The sequence below is a fragment of the Tepidimicrobium xylanilyticum genome, from assembly GCF_900106765.1.
GTDB lineage: Bacteria > Bacillota > Clostridia > Tissierellales > Tepidimicrobiaceae > Tepidimicrobium > Tepidimicrobium xylanilyticum.
Window position 1 is genome coordinate 65018 of the sequence record NZ_FNNG01000010.1, and the last position, 15554, is coordinate 80571.

Genomic DNA, 15554 nt, shown 5'->3' on the forward strand with positions numbered 1-15554 from the left:
GGGGAAAATACATTGGATAAGAAATATATAATTGCTTTAGACCAAGGTACTACCAGTTCTAGAGCAATAATATTTAATCATGATGGGGAAATAGTTCAAGTTGCTCAAAGTGAGTTTACTCAATATTATCCAAAACCGGGATGGGTAGAACACGATCCAATGGAGATATGGGGAACCCAGTCTGGAGTTTTAAGGCAAGTATTGGAAACTGCAGGTATCAGACCACATGAGATCGCTGCCATCGGAATTACAAATCAAAGGGAGACAACGGTTGTATGGGATAAAAATACTGGAAAGCCCATATATAATGCAATAGTTTGGCAATGTAGAAGGACAGCTAATATTTGTGATGAGTTGAAAGCAAGGGGATTAGAGGATTATGTAAGAGAAAATACGGGCCTTGTTATTGATGCATACTTTTCTGGAACCAAGATTAAATGGATTTTGGATAATGTAGAAGGGGCAAGGGAAAAAGCGGAAAGAGGAGAACTCTTATTTGGAAATATTGATACTTGGCTTATTTGGAACTTGACTAGGGGGAAAGTTCATATAACGGACTATAGCAATGCTTCAAGAACTATGATTTTCAATATAAAGGATCTTAAATGGGATGAAAGACTTTTGAAAGAGTTAGGAATACCAGCTTCTATGTTACCAGAAGTTAGACCTTCCAGTGAAATCTATGGGGTTACAGATCCTCAAACATTAGGTGGTGCTCAAATTCCAATAGCTGGTATAGCTGGAGACCAGCAAGCAGCTCTATTTGGGCAAGCATGTTTCCAACCGGGAATGGCTAAAAACACTTACGGAACTGGATGCTTTATGTTGATGAATACAGGAGAAGAGGCGGTAACCTCTAAGAATGGTCTCTTAACTACTATTGCTTGGGGTGTGGACGGAAAGGTAGAATATGCTTTAGAAGGAAGTATATTTGTAGCCGGGGCTGTGGTTCAGTGGTTAAGAGATGAACTTAAGTTAATACATGATGCCAAGGATAGCGAATATTTTGCAACACAGGTGAAGGATAATAACGGAGTTTACCTAGTACCTGCTTTTGTGGGATTGGGAGCTCCTTATTGGGATATGTATGCAAGAGGAACAATAGTAGGTTTAACTAGAGGAGCAAATAGAAATCATATTATAAGAGCTGCCTTAGAATCCATTGCTTATCAAACAAGGGATGTTTTAGAAGCAATGCAGGAGGATTCAGGAATAGACTTACAAGCATTAAGAGTAGATGGTGGAGCAGTAGCCAATGATTTTCTAATGCAATTTCAATCTGATATATTAGGAGTTCCAGTTCATAGGCCTGAGGTAATAGAAACCACTGCTTTAGGCGCAGCATATTTAGCAGGATTAGCTGTAGGATTCTGGTCTAATAAAGATGAAATTTCGAAGAGATGGAATGTAAATAAAGTATTTGAAGCAGAAATGGATGAAGAAGAAAGAGAAAGATTGTATAGAGGATGGAAGAAAGCTGTTGAAAGGGCTCATAAATGGGAAGAAGAATAGTATGGGTTTAAGAGAATTACAGATTTAACTTAATTAATGTAAATTAGATTAAAAGTGCTTAGGAGCTACTTGTTTTAGAAGTAGTTCCTAAGCACTTTTTTTAAAAAATGCTATTAAGTAAGTTTTACAGTTTTAAACTTTCGATTGGTACAAGTTTACTTCAATAAAAGAAGCTATTAAAAATACTAATATTGTATTAGAAAGAGTTATGATCTATTGAGGATTGTTAGTTATATAATAAACATAAATAAAACAATACAAGGTTTTAAGGAGGGAGATTAAATGGATAAGGGCACTACAACTTTGGGTCCTTCAAAAATTCAATCTGAGATTAGTTTGAAGAAAGCGGAGATCATATTAGGTTTTATGGGTGTTTTTTCAGTACTAATTCTAGGAAAGTTTTTACTAAAAAACCAAATGATATATTTTAGGCTTGTCATTGGCACTGCTTTAGGGTATACTTTGACAAGAGCTTATACTGGCTTTGCTGGCAGTGTAAATCGGGCTTTTAATACTGGTTCTACCAAGTTAATGAGAACTCTAATGTTTATGTTTTTCCTTACCCTTTTATCTACTACAGCTTTTTTATACACATCTGAAGATTTGACAGCTTATAATTTAAACATAAATCCCATTAATTTAGGCCTGATACTAGGTGGAATATTATTTGGATTTGGAATGTCCTTTTCTTCGTGTTGTGCTAGCGGAGTATTAACAGATCTAGTAACTGGGTTACCAAGAGCTATTATCACCTTAATATTTTTTGGATTAGGTGTGTTTTTAGGATTTCCCATTCAAAATGGTGCAACCTGGGTTACTGAATCATGGGTAACATCGCCAGTTGGACAATTGTTTAAAGGTGGTGTTTTTCTACCAGATTTATTTAAATGGGATGGCTTTGGAGGCTATTTAGGAGCATTGGTCCTAACTGGTATATTCTGTGGTATAGTAGTCCACTTATCCCATCTATATGAAAAAAGGAGAAAAGAACAAGGTACCTATATAGGCCATCCAATGGAAAAGTTACAAGATTCTTTGGAAAAAAAAGATTATTCCTATTCCAAGCTAATTAGTGCTGAAACCTATGAAAAGGTTTTTGTAAAACCTTGGACCTTAAAACAGGGAGCAGTAGTTTTATGCTTGCTATTTACATTGCTAATGGGAGTAACCAAATCCGGTTGGGGTGTTTCTACACCTCTTGGGCTGTGGTTTGGAAAAGCATTAGTGGTATTTGGTATATCACCCGAATCCCTTGCTTCATTTACTAAGCAATCTCCTGAATTTTTCACAGTACCATTTTTTGAGCATGGATCTTCAGTGCAAAATTTTGGAATAGTAGTTGGTACAGCAATTTATCTATTGACTGCTGGAAAGTTTAGAACTACATTTGTTTCTGAGTTAAAGATTAGTAAAAAAGAAGCACTGCTCTTTGCTTTAGGTGGAATAACCATGGGCTTGGGAACCCGTATGGCAAATGGTTGTAATGCAGGAGCATTATATACATCAATTGCTCATTTCTCGCTTTCAGGGTGGTTATTTTTAATATTTATGGTTATAGGAGGAACTATAGGCAATATCTGTGCTAAAAGGTGGAATAAAAATTAAACATTTAAAATTATAAATTACATTTAAAGGGGGAAAAAGGATGAGTAAAAGAATTTTAGTAGTGGGGGGAGTTGCAGGAGGTGCTTCTGCAGCTACTAGATTAAGAAGATTAGATGAATCGGCGGAGATTATAATTTTTGAAAAGGGACCTCATGTATCCTTTTCTAATTGCTCACTGCCCTTTTATTTAAGTGGAATTGTGGAAGATATGGAATCTTTGGTGTTGATGGATCCAGAAACTTTTAAAGCACAGTATAATATTGAAGTTAGAGTAAATAATGAAGTTATTAAAATTAACAGAAGTAAAAAAACCATTTTAGTAAAGGATTTAAGCACAGGAAGAGAATATGAGGAACACTATGATAAATTAGTCCTCTCACCAGGGGCAAGTCCAATTCGTCCAAATAGTATTGAAGGCATTTACAACCAAAATGTGTTTACAGTAAGAGATGTAGTAGATATAGATAATTTAAAGACATATATAAAGGAGAAAAGTATTAAGGACGTAGCAGTAATAGGTGGAGGTTTTATAGGGCTAGAAGTAGCAGAGAATTTACGCTTGGCTGGTATGAACATTTCCCTAATAGAAGCTTTAGACCAAGTTATGGCACCTTTCGATTATGATATGGTTCAGATATTACATAAGGAAATAATGGATCATGGGATAGATTTAATACTTAGTGATGGTGTTAAAAAAATTGGAAAAGATTATGTAGAATTGCAATCTGGCAAAATAGTGAAGGCTGAAGCTTTAGTTATGGCCATAGGAGTAAGACCTGAAACTAAATTGGCTGAGGAAGCTGGTCTTGAGATTGGAGAAACAGGTGGAATCAAAGTTGACCGCAATTATAGAACTAGCGATAAGGATATCTATGCAGTGGGGGATGCTATTGAAGTATATAATAGGTTAACTAAAAAACCTACAAGACTTGCTCTTGCAGGACCTGCCCAGAGACAGGCGAGAGCTGCTGCAGATCATATATACAATATACCTGTAAGAAACAATGGAGTAATTGGTTCTTCAGTTATAAAATTATTTGCTTTGAATGCAGCTTGTACAGGACTTAACGAAAAGCAAGCAAAAGCTGCTGGCATAATCTACGACTATGTATATATAATTCCACAGGATAAGGTAGGATTAATGCCAAATAGTAGTCCTATGCATTTTAAACTGTTGTTTGAAGTTCCAACAGGGAGGATATTAGGAGCTCAAGCTATAGGAAGGGGAAATGTAGATAAGAGAATAGATGTAATTGCGACTTTAATTATGATGAATGGAACCTTAGAGGATTTAAAGGAATTGGAACTATGCTACGCACCAATGTTTGGTACTGCAAGAGATGTTGTAAACCATGCAGCCATGGTAGGATTAAATATATTAAATGGCGTTTTTAAGCAAGTTCCAGTTACCAAAGTTAGGGATTTGGTAGAAAATAATGCCCATATTATTGATGTAAGGGAAAAGTATGAATACGAAGCAGGCCATCTAATTAATGCTGTTAATATACCTTTAAGCCAACTAAGACAGAGAGTTGATGAAATTCCTACAGATAGACCTGTGTATTTACATTGTCGTTCAAGTCAAAGAAGCTATAATGCGATAATGGCATTGCAACATATGGGATTTGACAATCTATACAATATATCTGGTTCTTTCTTAGGCATATCCTACTATGAATACTTCAATGACCACGTTACTGGAAGAAATAAAATATTAACGGAATATAATTTTAAATAATGTGATACTATGGAAAAGAAAAGGGAAAATAAACTAAATCCAGTAGATATATTGAGCCTGGCTTTAGGTTCCATTATAGGGTGGGGTTCGTTTACCCTACCCGGGACTAAATTTCTTCCTGAATCGGGAGTCATAAATACGGCCATTGGGTTAACCTTAGGAGGGTTAGCTGTAGTTTTTGTCCAAATAGGTTATAGGGTTATGATGAAAAATCACCTTAAAGATGGCGGGGAATTCTCCTATACTTACGAAAATATGGGGAAATTAAATGGATTCATAGTAGGTTGGAGTTTGATATTATGCTATTTAAGTCTAGTGCCATTAAATGCAACGGCTTTTGTACTCGTTATAAAAAGGCTCTTTGGATCTTCTGTGGAAAAGATATATTTATATCATGTAGCAGGACATCCCGTATATTTGTCTGAAATATTGGTTGCAAGCTTTGTAATATTACTATTTGCCTATATCAATATAAAGGGAGTAAAAACTAGTGCTAGAACCCAAAACATAATGGTATTATTCTTAGTTATAAATGTGATAGTAGTACTTTCAGTCATGATTTTTAAAGCCAATAGGACAATATTTGTCGAAAATTATATACGTGAAACTAAAATAGATCTTGGTGAAATTTCAAGGGTATTAGCCATAGCTCCATTTCTATTCGTAGGATTTGATGTTATACCCCAAGTGAGTACAGAACTAAATTTTAAGCCTGGAAAAGCTGTAACTATGGGGATTATATCCATTTTTTCAGGAATATTTATATATAATTCTTTGAACATAATCACTTCACTTGCTTATGGGCCAGAAGATGTGCTAAAACAAGAGTGGGCTCTTGGTACAGCGGTTTTAAGCAATTTAGGTATCATAGGATTCATATTATTGACCATTGCTTTAATATCAGCAGTAGTTACCGGAATCAATGGATTTATGTTAGGAAGTTCTAAGCTAATTGGCGCTTTATCCACATATAAATTGTTCCCTGAAAAGTATAATAAGAAAAATAAAGCTGGAGTAAATGAAAATGCAATTAAATTTGTTAGCCTTGTAGGTTTAATCGCACCCTTTATTGGAAGACAGGTAATATTATATATAGTTGATATGTCATCATTATTGGCTGCTTTGGTATACCTATATGTATGTTACATAAGTTATAGGATTGGTAAAAACAAGGCAGAAAAGTATCTGTCATTAATAGGTGCAATTGTAAGCACTTTATTCATTGGACTTTTGATAATTCCGACTTCTCCAGCTAGACTTAGCTTCCCATCGATTGTATTCATGTTCATATGGGTTATTGCAGGAGTTTTCTATTATAGGAAATGTAATACAAAATATAAACCAGCAAAAGATATATAAGTAGCGAGTTTGCAAATCTGTTTTTTCTGTATCGTGATACCACCAAACCTGAATCGGGAAGTTGCTCTTTATGATTTGTCTTTATTTATTGACTATTTCATAGGTTTTTTGACTTGTTTTATTTATTATTTACATTAAAAACCTAACTATTATTTTGCCTCCAATGATAGCACCAATAACAACAGCTAGACCAAAAATCCAACCGGATAAGGATAGACTAGAAATACTACTAAAAAGGGCACCTATATTGCACCCTGAAGCTATTCTAGCACCATAACCCATCAATAGTCCACCTATAGCTGCTAATATAAATTGGTTTTTTGACTTTATCTTCCTAATTCTGAATTGGGAGGCCATTAAAGATGAAAAAAGAGCACCTACTATAATTCCAAAATTCCTAATGGAGTAAGGGTCTTGTAAAAATCCTCCACTAAATATTTCTTGGCCTCCTTCTATATTAAAATAGGACCAGTGGGAAACATCTATTCTAAGAGCTTTTAATATCCAAGCACCCCAGTAAGCCATCGCAGATGAAATTCTCCAAGGTTCATTTGTTACAGCTAATGTGACAATTTGAAATAAGGAAAGCAATACTGAACCTGTAATATAAGTCCATGAATCTTTAAACCATTTGCTATAACATCTGTTATTGTTTAAGTTCAAAACCTAGACCCCCTATTCAAAAAAATCCTCATTTTCATTTGGTACCCATTTATCAAGGAAAACATATAGTAAACCTATGAATGAAAGCTGAATTATTAACGCTTTAAACCAGCCAAGTATATCTGGCAGAAATACTTTAAATCCCTTTGAAATAAACTTTTCATTCCACCAGCCAAAATCATGTGCTCCCCATAGAGAACCTAAAATGAAAAAAACTAAGGCTACTAATTGGGTTAGAAAGCCTTCTCCAGTTCTCATGAGTAATCCTGAAGCACATCCTCCAGCTAAAACCATTCCTATACCAAATAATATTCCTCCTATTATAGTTGCTAAGCTTATATTGATCACTGATATTTGACCTGGAATTTCCTGTCCATTTGTATAGGCCCCATATTTAATAGCTGTAAATCCAATAGTGGTTAATGCTATGCTTATTAGTAACGCTTTAGAAAGGGAAGTGCTGCCAATAAGGAAAGGATCTCTTAATGCTGCAGCAAAACAGAATTTAGACCTTTGCAATATGAAGCCAGAGGCTATTCCAGTCATCCAGAAGAAGGAGAGGAGATGGGATTTAAAGTACAGAAATATGCCGAATGTTATGGCGATAGTTAAAACTAGAATTCCTAAAGGGACTTGATTTCTTTTATTATGTCCCTTATTTGAATACATAAAATCCACCTCCAATAGTTAATTATTATACAATTAATGTCAATAATTAGCTTGCCATTTGACAGTTATGTCTTTTTAGTTTATGTATTGTGTAACCTTGTTAAATATATTATATAATATATTTAGTAATAATTACAATTTAGAATAGTTTGAAACAAGGGGATGGATATTTGTGAATATAGAATACTTAGATTATTTCTGCAAGGTGGCTATTGCAGGGAGCATATCTAAAGCAGCTAAAGAATCTCATATTTCGCAATCTGCTTTAAGTCAACAGATTTTAAAGTTGGAGGAAATATTAGGAACTAAATTATTGGAAAGAAGCAATAAGGGCGTCGAATTAACCGATAAAGGGATTATCGCTTTTAAATATGCAGATAATATTATCAGAACATATAATGCAATGCTTAAAGAGCTTAAACTTGCTGATGAGAATGAAAGGAATATAAAAATAGAAGCTTGTTGGTCTATAGCTACATATTCTTTACCCTGTGTTATGTATGAAATTAAAAATCAATTTGGCAATTACAGCTATGAATTAAACCCAAATGAATTAGATCTAATTGAACAAAATGTCTTAAACAATATATGTGATATTGGGGTAATATACAATAAGCCTAAAAGCTTAAATCTATCGTATTATAAGATAGGTAAGGACAAGATTGTATTAGTAGCTCCTAAGAATTATGAAATTGAAGATGAAATAGATTTTGAAGAATTGGTAAAGCATCCATTTATTCTATTAAATGATAAACTTCACGTTATTGATTCCATTAATGAAAAGTTAAATATTATAGGTTTAAAAATAGAAGATTTAAATATTTTGTATAATAGTGATTCTGCGGAATCTGTAAAATCCTCAGTCTTAAATGGATTTGGCATAGGCTTTTTACCTTATACTTCTATAAAAAAAGAGCTATATAATGAGCAATTAAAAGAAATAAATATTAGAGATTACTCTATTGAGTATGATATGTATCTAATATATAATAACAATATAAAAGGAAATGAAGTATTATATAATTTTATTGAATATTTTAAGAAAATCGCTAAAAAGAGTTTATGCTAATTTTTTGTAATGGATATTTCCCAAATTCCATTTATGACTTCCTCATGTGTTATATTGCATTTTTTAAAGTTGCTTTTTATGGCTTCTAATACACAGCTATGGTCTGTTATTACTTTAATGGTCTCTCCTGGCTCAGTTTTCTTTAGAGCTTTTCTAGTTTTTATAATGGGAATAGGGCACATATCGCCAAGACAATCTACTGTTTTCATAACAACATTCACCTTTTCAATAATATTTATACACATTAATTATACCAAAAAATCTACAGAAGTAAAATTTTCCGTTGGTTTAATGTAGTGTATTGATAACTAATAAAAAGCATGCCTTCACCAATTCATATGCTAATGGGATGAGTAGGTCATTTTTGATACCTTAAAATTATAAGATATTTTTCAGTTTTTTGTGATAAAAAAATTAATATGGGTATAACGTAGTATAGTGAATATGGATTAAATGGGGTGAAATAGGTTAGGATAGATTATACTATTTTAACAGGTGGTGTTGCAGGTCAGAGGATCGATACCTTTTCCTAAGAAGAGATTACTTAATCTTGAAAAAATTGCAAGTAAGATAATAGATGTGGAGCAAAATAGAACTGCCCAACTGGATAGTATAATAAGGGAAGAAACCCATTTTCAATCGAGTTACAAGATTCTCAAATATGATGGAAGGCTTTTTAGCGGAAATGAGTTGTATAGTAGAATAAAGAAGGAAGTGTTAAGTAAGTCATAATTTGTGAATATAGGTAAACCCTATGGTTAAAATATACATATAAATACATTATGAAAGGGTTTGGTCATATGAATGAAAGCAGTAGAATTCCCAATAAATTAATCCATGAAAATCTCCTTATCTATTACAGCATGCTTATAATCCAATAAAATGGTTTCCTTGGGGGGAAGAAGCTTTTAACAAAGCTAAGGAGGAAGATAAACCCATATTTATATCCATTGACTATTCCACTTGTCGATGGTGTCATAATATGAATAAAGAGTCCTTTCAAGATGAAGAGGTAGCTCATATATTAAATGAACATTTTGTTCCAATTAAGGTGGATAGGGAGGAAAGGCCGGATATAGACAAGGTATATATGACCTTTGCGGAAGCTTTAACAGGAACAACTGGGTGGCCTCTTACTCTAATATTAACTCCTGAAGGCAAGCCATTTTTTGCAGGCACTTATTTCCCAAAAAGGTTTAAAAAGGGATTAACTGGTTTAATAGAACTGTTAATGAAAGTAAAGGATTTATGGAAGAAAAAGAAAGATGATATTATCGAGGATAGCAACAACATATTAAAAGAGATAGATAGAATATACAATGGCAGTCTTAAAGGAAATATTGATAAAGATATATTAAAAAGGACTAAAGATGAATTGGAAGAGATTTACGATGATAGAAATAGTGGTTTTTCCTATAGACCCAAGTTTCCATTACCCCAGTATATACTCTTTTTATTGGAATATGGCTATAATATGGCAGATGAAAAGGCATTGATGATGGCAGAAAATACTTTAATTAACATGTATAAAGGTGGAATTTTCGACCATATAGGTTATGGATTTTATAGGTATTCAGTAGATGAAAAATGGTTAGTTCCCCATTTTGAGAAGATGTTGTATGATAATGCTCTTTTAGGAATTACTTATATTAAAGCCTACGAAATTATGAACAAACCAATCTATAGGGACGTAGGAGAGAAGATATTTGAATTTTTGTTAAGGGATCTGGCATCGGAAGAGGGTGGATTTTACTCTGCTTTGGATGCAGAAACTGAAGGGGAAGAGGGGAAGTACTATGTATATGAATATGATGAAATAATTGATCTCTTAGGTGAAGAATTTGGAGGATATTTTACTAACTATTACAATATAACAGAAGAAGGCAATTTTGAAGGCAAGAATATTCCTAATATGATTGGAAAAAACCTAGATTCTATTAGTGAATTGGATATGAGTAAATTGGATAACATAAGGGATGTGATTTTATCCTATAGGAATAGAAGGGTAAAACCCCATAGGGATGAGAAAATACTAATTTCGTGGAATGGGTTAGCTATAGCCAGTTTAGCCTATGGAGGCAAAGTGTTAAATAAAGGCTTATTTATACGAAAAGCAAAAGAAGCAGCAGACTTTGTTATAGCTAATTGTATCGATAAAGAAGGTCATTTATTATCTACCTATGTAGATGGAGAAAGCTATAATTATGGTTTTCTGGAGGATTATGCATTTTTCATATATGGTCTTTTAACCTTATACCAAGTTACAAAAGAAGAAGTTTATTTAGAAATAAGCAAAAAATTAAAGGATGAAATGATAGAACTATTTTGGGATAAGGTTGATGGGGGCTTCTTCCATTACAGCAATATATCCGAAAAGTTGGTCTTAAGGTTAAAGGATTTTTATGACGGAGCAATGCCATCTGGGAATTCCTTTGCTGGATTAACTCTACAACAACTATATGGATTGACGAAGGATGAAAGACTATACGATATATTAACTAAGTTATTCTATTCGTTTGGAAAAAATATATACAGGAACCTAACAGCTCACATATATTCTATATTAGCTTTTACATCTTTTAGAATATAGAAAAAATTTGCAATTTGTAACAAATATGTTATACTATAATATAATATTTAAAAAGCAAAAAACTATGATTTGGGAAAGTAGAATATACTGAGTATTATAGAGAGGATTCTATTTGGTGGAAGGAATCTATACTGGTATATTCGAAGTGCTCCAAGGAGTTTTTGGTCGAAGTTTTAGTAGACTTAAACGGTTGTTCCCGTTACAGAACTAGAGTATGTTAGTACTCGAATAGAGATAAGGCAATTAGCCTTAAACAGAGTGGAACCGCGAAAGGAGACCTTTTGCCTCTGTATGCTGATACATGAGGTAAGGGGTTTTTTTATTATATTAATTTTAGGATAAACTAAAAATATTATATAAATTCAATTTTTTGAGGAGGGATAAAATGATAGCTAACAGTATTTATAAAACAATCGGCAGAACACCTTTAGTAAAAATAAATCATATGACAACTGCAGAAATGGCAGAGGTTTGGGTAAAAGTAGAGGGCTTCAATCCAGCTGGGAGTGTAAAGGATAGACCAGCCTTTTATATGATTAAGGATGCAGAGGAAAGGGGTATATTAAAAAAAGGAAGTACAATTATCGAGCCTACCAGCGGTAATACTGGGATTGCTCTTGCCATGATAGGAGCTGCAAAAGGCTATAAGGTTATAATTGTAATGCCCGATACCATGAGCATGGAGAGGCGAAAGCTTATGGCGGCTTATGGAGCTGAATTAATATTAACGGAAGGCAAGTATGGAATGAAGGGGTCAGTAGAATTGGCTAAGAAACTGGCTAGTAGAGAAGGTTATTTTATGCCAAATCAATTTGGGAACATAAACAACGTAATAGCCCATTATGAAACAACAGGCATAGAGATACTAGAAGATACAAAAGGTAATATCGATGCTTTTGTAGTAGGAGTAGGAACTGGTGGAACTATAACTGGAGTAGGAAGGAGATTAAAGGAAAATAATACTGACATATTAATTGTTGCTGTAGAGCCAAGCAAATCGCCAATTCTATCAGGTGGAAATCCAAGTAGTCATGGTATTCAAGGGATAGGAGCAAACTTCATTCCAGAAATATTAGACAGAAATATAATTGATGAAATAATCACTGTAGACGATAAGGATGCATTCATTCAATCTAGGAGATTGGGTAAAGAAGAAGGAATTTTCTGTGGTATATCATCGGGAGCTAATATCCATGCTGCAATTACTATAGCTAAAAGATTAGGAAAAGGTAAAAAGGTAGTAACAGTATTACCAGATACAGGTGAAAGATATCTTTCAACTGCTTTATTTAATGAGGAGTGATAGGATGTTAAAATATATTTTAGAGGAAGCAAAAAATATAAAAGAAAAAGACCCAGCTGCAAAAAGCTTGGTAGAAGCGATTTTTTGCTATCCTGGTTTAAAAGCTTTAGTTTATCATAGGATAGCACATAGATTTTATAAAAAAGGGAGATTTCTATTGGCTAGGATTATATCCCAAAGAGCAAGGAGGATTACAGGAATTGAAATTCATCCCGGTGCTAAGATTGGAAAAAGGTTATTTATAGACCATGGAATGGGAGTAGTTATAGGTGAAACTGCTGAGATAGGAGATAATGTAACAATTTATCATGGGGTGACTTTGGGAGGTATTGGCGGAGAACCTGGAAAGAAGCGCCATCCTACCGTTGAAGATAATGTAATGATAGGGGCTGGAGCCAAAATATTAGGCCCTATAACCATAGGCAGAGGAGCTAAGATTGGAGCTAATGCAGTAATATTAGAGGATGTGCCCCCATATTCAACTGTTGTGGGGGTACCTGGAAGAATAGTGAAATATAATAAAAGAGACTATTTAATGTATGTAATTTAAAACTATTGTTTACTTTTTAAAAAAAATATGTATAATGAGAATAAAAGATAATTTTAAAGCTATGATCAAGAATAGTAGATATAATAAAGGTCTACAGCGAGTCAGGGATGGTGGGAGCCTGATGACACTATTATATCGAATGGGCTTGAGAGTTAATATCTGAAATTTCAGTAGGATATTAGGGTTTACCCCCTTAGAGGTAAAAAGTGGGCCTTAGGCCAATTAGAGTGGCACCACGGAAGCAACCCTTTCGTCTCTTTATGAGCTGAAAGGGATTTTTTTATAGGAGGTATCTATATGGAGAAGAAAGTTGTATTTAGCGGTGTTCAGCCTTCAGGCGGACTTACAATAGGAAATTATATAGGAGCTATAAAGAATTGGCTTTCATTACAAGATGATTATGACTGTTATTATTCCATAGTAGATTTACATGCCATAACCGTTCCTCAAGTACCAAAGGATTTGAGAAAGAATACTTTGGAAGTATTAGCCATATATTTAGCTTGTGGACTTGATCCAGAAAAATCGACTATTTTCATCCAATCCCATGTGCCTGCCCATGCGGAGTTGGCTTGGGTATTAAATACTATATCCTACATGGGACAACTAAGTAGGATGACCCAGTATAAAGAAAAATCAAAAAAATCGGAAGAAAATCTTAATGCAGGTCTATTTACTTACCCGGTATTGATGGCTGCAGATATCTTATTATATCAAACTGATTTAGTACCTGTGGGAGAAGATCAAAAGCAGCATATAGAATTGGCTAGGGATTTGGCGGAAAGGTTTAACAACAGGTATAGCCCAACTTTTAAAGTGCCAGAACCTTTAATTAAAAAGGAAGGTGCAAGGATTATGAGCCTGCAAGATCCAGAAAGTAAAATGTCTAAGTCAGATGAAAATGAAAATGGCTATATTTTAATATTAGATAAACCCGATGTCATAAGAAGGAAAATAAAAAGGGCAGTAACTGATTCCATTGGAGAAGTAAAATACAACGATGAGCAGTTGGGGATAAAGAATTTAATAACCATCTATAGCGTTTTTTCTGGGGATTCCATTAAAGATGTTGAAAATAGATATGAAGGAATTGGGTATGGAAAGTTTAAGGAAGATTTAGCCGAAGTGATTATAGAAGGTCTTAGGCCTATTCAAAAAAAATATGAAGACTTAATGAATAACAAAGAATTCTTGGAAAAGATATATAGAGAAGGAGCGGAAAGAGCAAGCTTAGTAGCAAATAAGACGTTAAGAAAAGTATATAAGAAAGTGGGATTTATATAAATATAAGGTGTTTCGATATTCGTTTTCCCAATGAATACCAAGCCAACAAAAGGAGATGGTTTTCAAACCATCTCCTTTTGCTAATATAATCTTCTTCCATATAAAAACCGCTTATTGTAATATTCAGAATCTAAATCGGAAATAGTAACTCCTCTAGCCTTACCAGAACTGGAATGGATAAATTTACCATTTCCTATATATATACCAGTATGACCAGGGGTAGAACTTCTAGTACCGGTAAAAATCAATAAATCCCCAATTTGTAAATCTTCTCTATCCACCCTAACTCCATCATTAGCTTGCGTAGATGAGGATCTGGAAATGTTTATTCCAAATTGCTTATAAACGTATTGGGTAAATCCAGAACAATCAAAGCCCTTGGGACTAGATCCTTTATATACATAAGGACAACCTAGATATTGCATAGCAGTAGCGACAATTCTTTCACCTAAAGAATTGCTTCTTGAGCTTCCTCTACTTGATCCTATAGTAACTCTTCGTCTATTACCCTTTAAGGCTTCATTTATTGCATCAATGGTTTCATCTCCTGCTATTCCATCAACCTTAAGGCCATATATTTTTTGAAAATCCTTAATAGCTTGTCTAGTTTGAGGGCCAAAATATGTAGTACACTCATCAATATCTAAAAAACCCAATATTTTTAATCTTTCCTGTAAGGCTTTAACATCTTCTCCCTCATCACCTTCTTTTAGTACTCTCTCATGTACTAAAGGTTTCAAGTCAATAATTTTCTTTAAAGCCTCAAAGGTTTCAGAACCAAACACTCCATCTGGATTTAATCCGATAAACTCTTGAAATTTTTTAACTGCATTAAGAGTTTGGTCTCCATAATATGTAGTAGTTTCCTCAAGGTCTAAGAAATTTAAGTTAATCAAGTGCTGTTGGAGAACTTTTACGTCTTCGTGTTCCATACTATATTTCAATATTTGATCTCCTAATTCTGCTTGTACTAATAGAGGATTGGCAAAAAGGGTTCCAGCTAAAGTAAATGCGACAATCTTTTTCTTCCAGGAACTGGAATCTGGCATAAGAACAACTCCTTTATACGCTAGATTTAGTTTTATTTATTAATAGTATATACTAAATAGCAGAATAAATAAAGTGGAAATTGTAACTATTTTGTAAACACTTTTATCCAACTTTTACATTAAGACTTAATTTAAGGGGATTAATAGGGGAATAACCCATACT

At 33.8% G+C, this 15554-nt stretch carries 11 protein-coding genes, 2 pseudogenes and 2 other annotated features; of the genes and pseudogenes, 10 read left to right on the top strand and 3 right to left on the bottom strand.

All coding sequences use genetic code 11. From position 1 onward, the window contains the following. Positions 1-12: 12 nt before the first annotated feature. The 4 genes from glpK (at position 13) to BLV68_RS10790 (ending at position 6214) form a co-directional block, all read left to right on the top strand. Complete coding sequence (glpK, locus tag BLV68_RS10775; RefSeq protein WP_093753688.1) at positions 13-1512, top strand: glycerol kinase GlpK; 1500 nt, start codon at positions 13-15, stop codon at positions 1510-1512. Positions 1513-1794: 282 nt separating this feature from the next. Next, positions 1795-3117 (top strand): YeeE/YedE family protein, encoded by a 1323-nt coding sequence (locus BLV68_RS10780; RefSeq protein ID WP_200773761.1) that lies wholly within the window; start codon positions 1795-1797, stop codon positions 3115-3117. 40 nt (positions 3118-3157) lie between these two features. After that, on the top strand, positions 3158-4855 hold the full coding sequence (locus BLV68_RS10785) for an FAD-dependent oxidoreductase (RefSeq protein WP_093753690.1): 1698 nt from the start codon (positions 3158-3160) through the stop codon (positions 4853-4855). Between the two features lie 9 nt (positions 4856-4864). After that, positions 4865-6214, top strand: coding sequence for an APC family permease (locus BLV68_RS10790; RefSeq protein ID WP_093753692.1), 1350 nt, complete (start codon positions 4865-4867; stop codon positions 6212-6214). A 129-nt stretch (positions 6215-6343) separates the two neighbouring features. Here the strand turns inward: BLV68_RS10790 and BLV68_RS16000 are convergent. Then, positions 6344-7546 (bottom strand): annotated as a pseudogene (locus BLV68_RS16000) (YeeE/YedE family protein). Between the two features lie 172 nt (positions 7547-7718). Between BLV68_RS16000 and BLV68_RS10805 the strand changes: the two are divergent. After that, entirely contained in the window at positions 7719-8615 is an 897-nt protein-coding gene (locus BLV68_RS10805) for a LysR family transcriptional regulator (RefSeq protein WP_093753698.1), read from the top strand. Here the strand turns inward: BLV68_RS10805 and BLV68_RS10810 are convergent. Then, complete coding sequence (locus BLV68_RS10810; RefSeq protein WP_093753700.1) at positions 8612-8824, bottom strand: sulfurtransferase TusA family protein; 213 nt, start codon at positions 8822-8824, stop codon at positions 8612-8614. The two genes, BLV68_RS10805 and BLV68_RS10810, sit on opposite strands and share 4 nt — an antisense overlap. A 292-nt stretch (positions 8825-9116) precedes the next feature. On the opposite strand from BLV68_RS10810, the gene BLV68_RS10815 reads away from it, so the two are divergent. From BLV68_RS10815 to trpS, 5 genes and pseudogenes are all read left to right on the top strand, one after another. Beyond that, positions 9117-9347, top strand: coding sequence for a hypothetical protein (locus BLV68_RS10815; protein ID WP_093753702.1), 231 nt, complete (start codon positions 9117-9119; stop codon positions 9345-9347). A 121-nt stretch (positions 9348-9468) separates the two neighbouring features. Further along, positions 9469-11205: pseudogene (locus BLV68_RS10820) on the top strand (thioredoxin domain-containing protein); the annotation flags it as partial. 55 nt (positions 11206-11260) lie between these two features. After that, positions 11261-11497 (top strand) — a binding site (T-box leader). A 93-nt stretch (positions 11498-11590) separates the two neighbouring features. Next, positions 11591-12508: a cysteine synthase A gene (gene cysK / locus BLV68_RS10825; protein WP_093753706.1), complete on the top strand. Its 918-nt coding sequence runs from the start codon at positions 11591-11593 to the stop codon at positions 12506-12508. 4 nt (positions 12509-12512) lie between these two features. Continuing rightward, positions 12513-13058 carry a serine O-acetyltransferase EpsC gene (gene epsC, locus BLV68_RS10830; protein WP_093753708.1) on the top strand — a complete coding sequence of 182 codons (546 nt, stop codon included), beginning with the start codon at positions 12513-12515 and terminating at the stop codon, positions 13056-13058. A gap of 52 nt (positions 13059-13110) precedes the next feature. After that, positions 13111-13319: a binding site (T-box leader), on the top strand. 36 nt (positions 13320-13355) lie between these two features. Continuing rightward, positions 13356-14342: a tryptophan--tRNA ligase gene (gene trpS, locus BLV68_RS10835; RefSeq protein WP_093753710.1), complete on the top strand. Its 987-nt coding sequence runs from the start codon at positions 13356-13358 to the stop codon at positions 14340-14342. A gap of 80 nt (positions 14343-14422) precedes the next feature. Here trpS and BLV68_RS10840 read toward each other — a convergent pair whose 3' ends face one another. Continuing rightward, positions 14423-15391, bottom strand: a complete 969-nt coding sequence (locus BLV68_RS10840) for a C40 family peptidase (RefSeq protein ID WP_093753712.1) — start codon at positions 15389-15391, stop codon at positions 14423-14425. Positions 15392-15554: the final 163 nt, after the last annotated feature.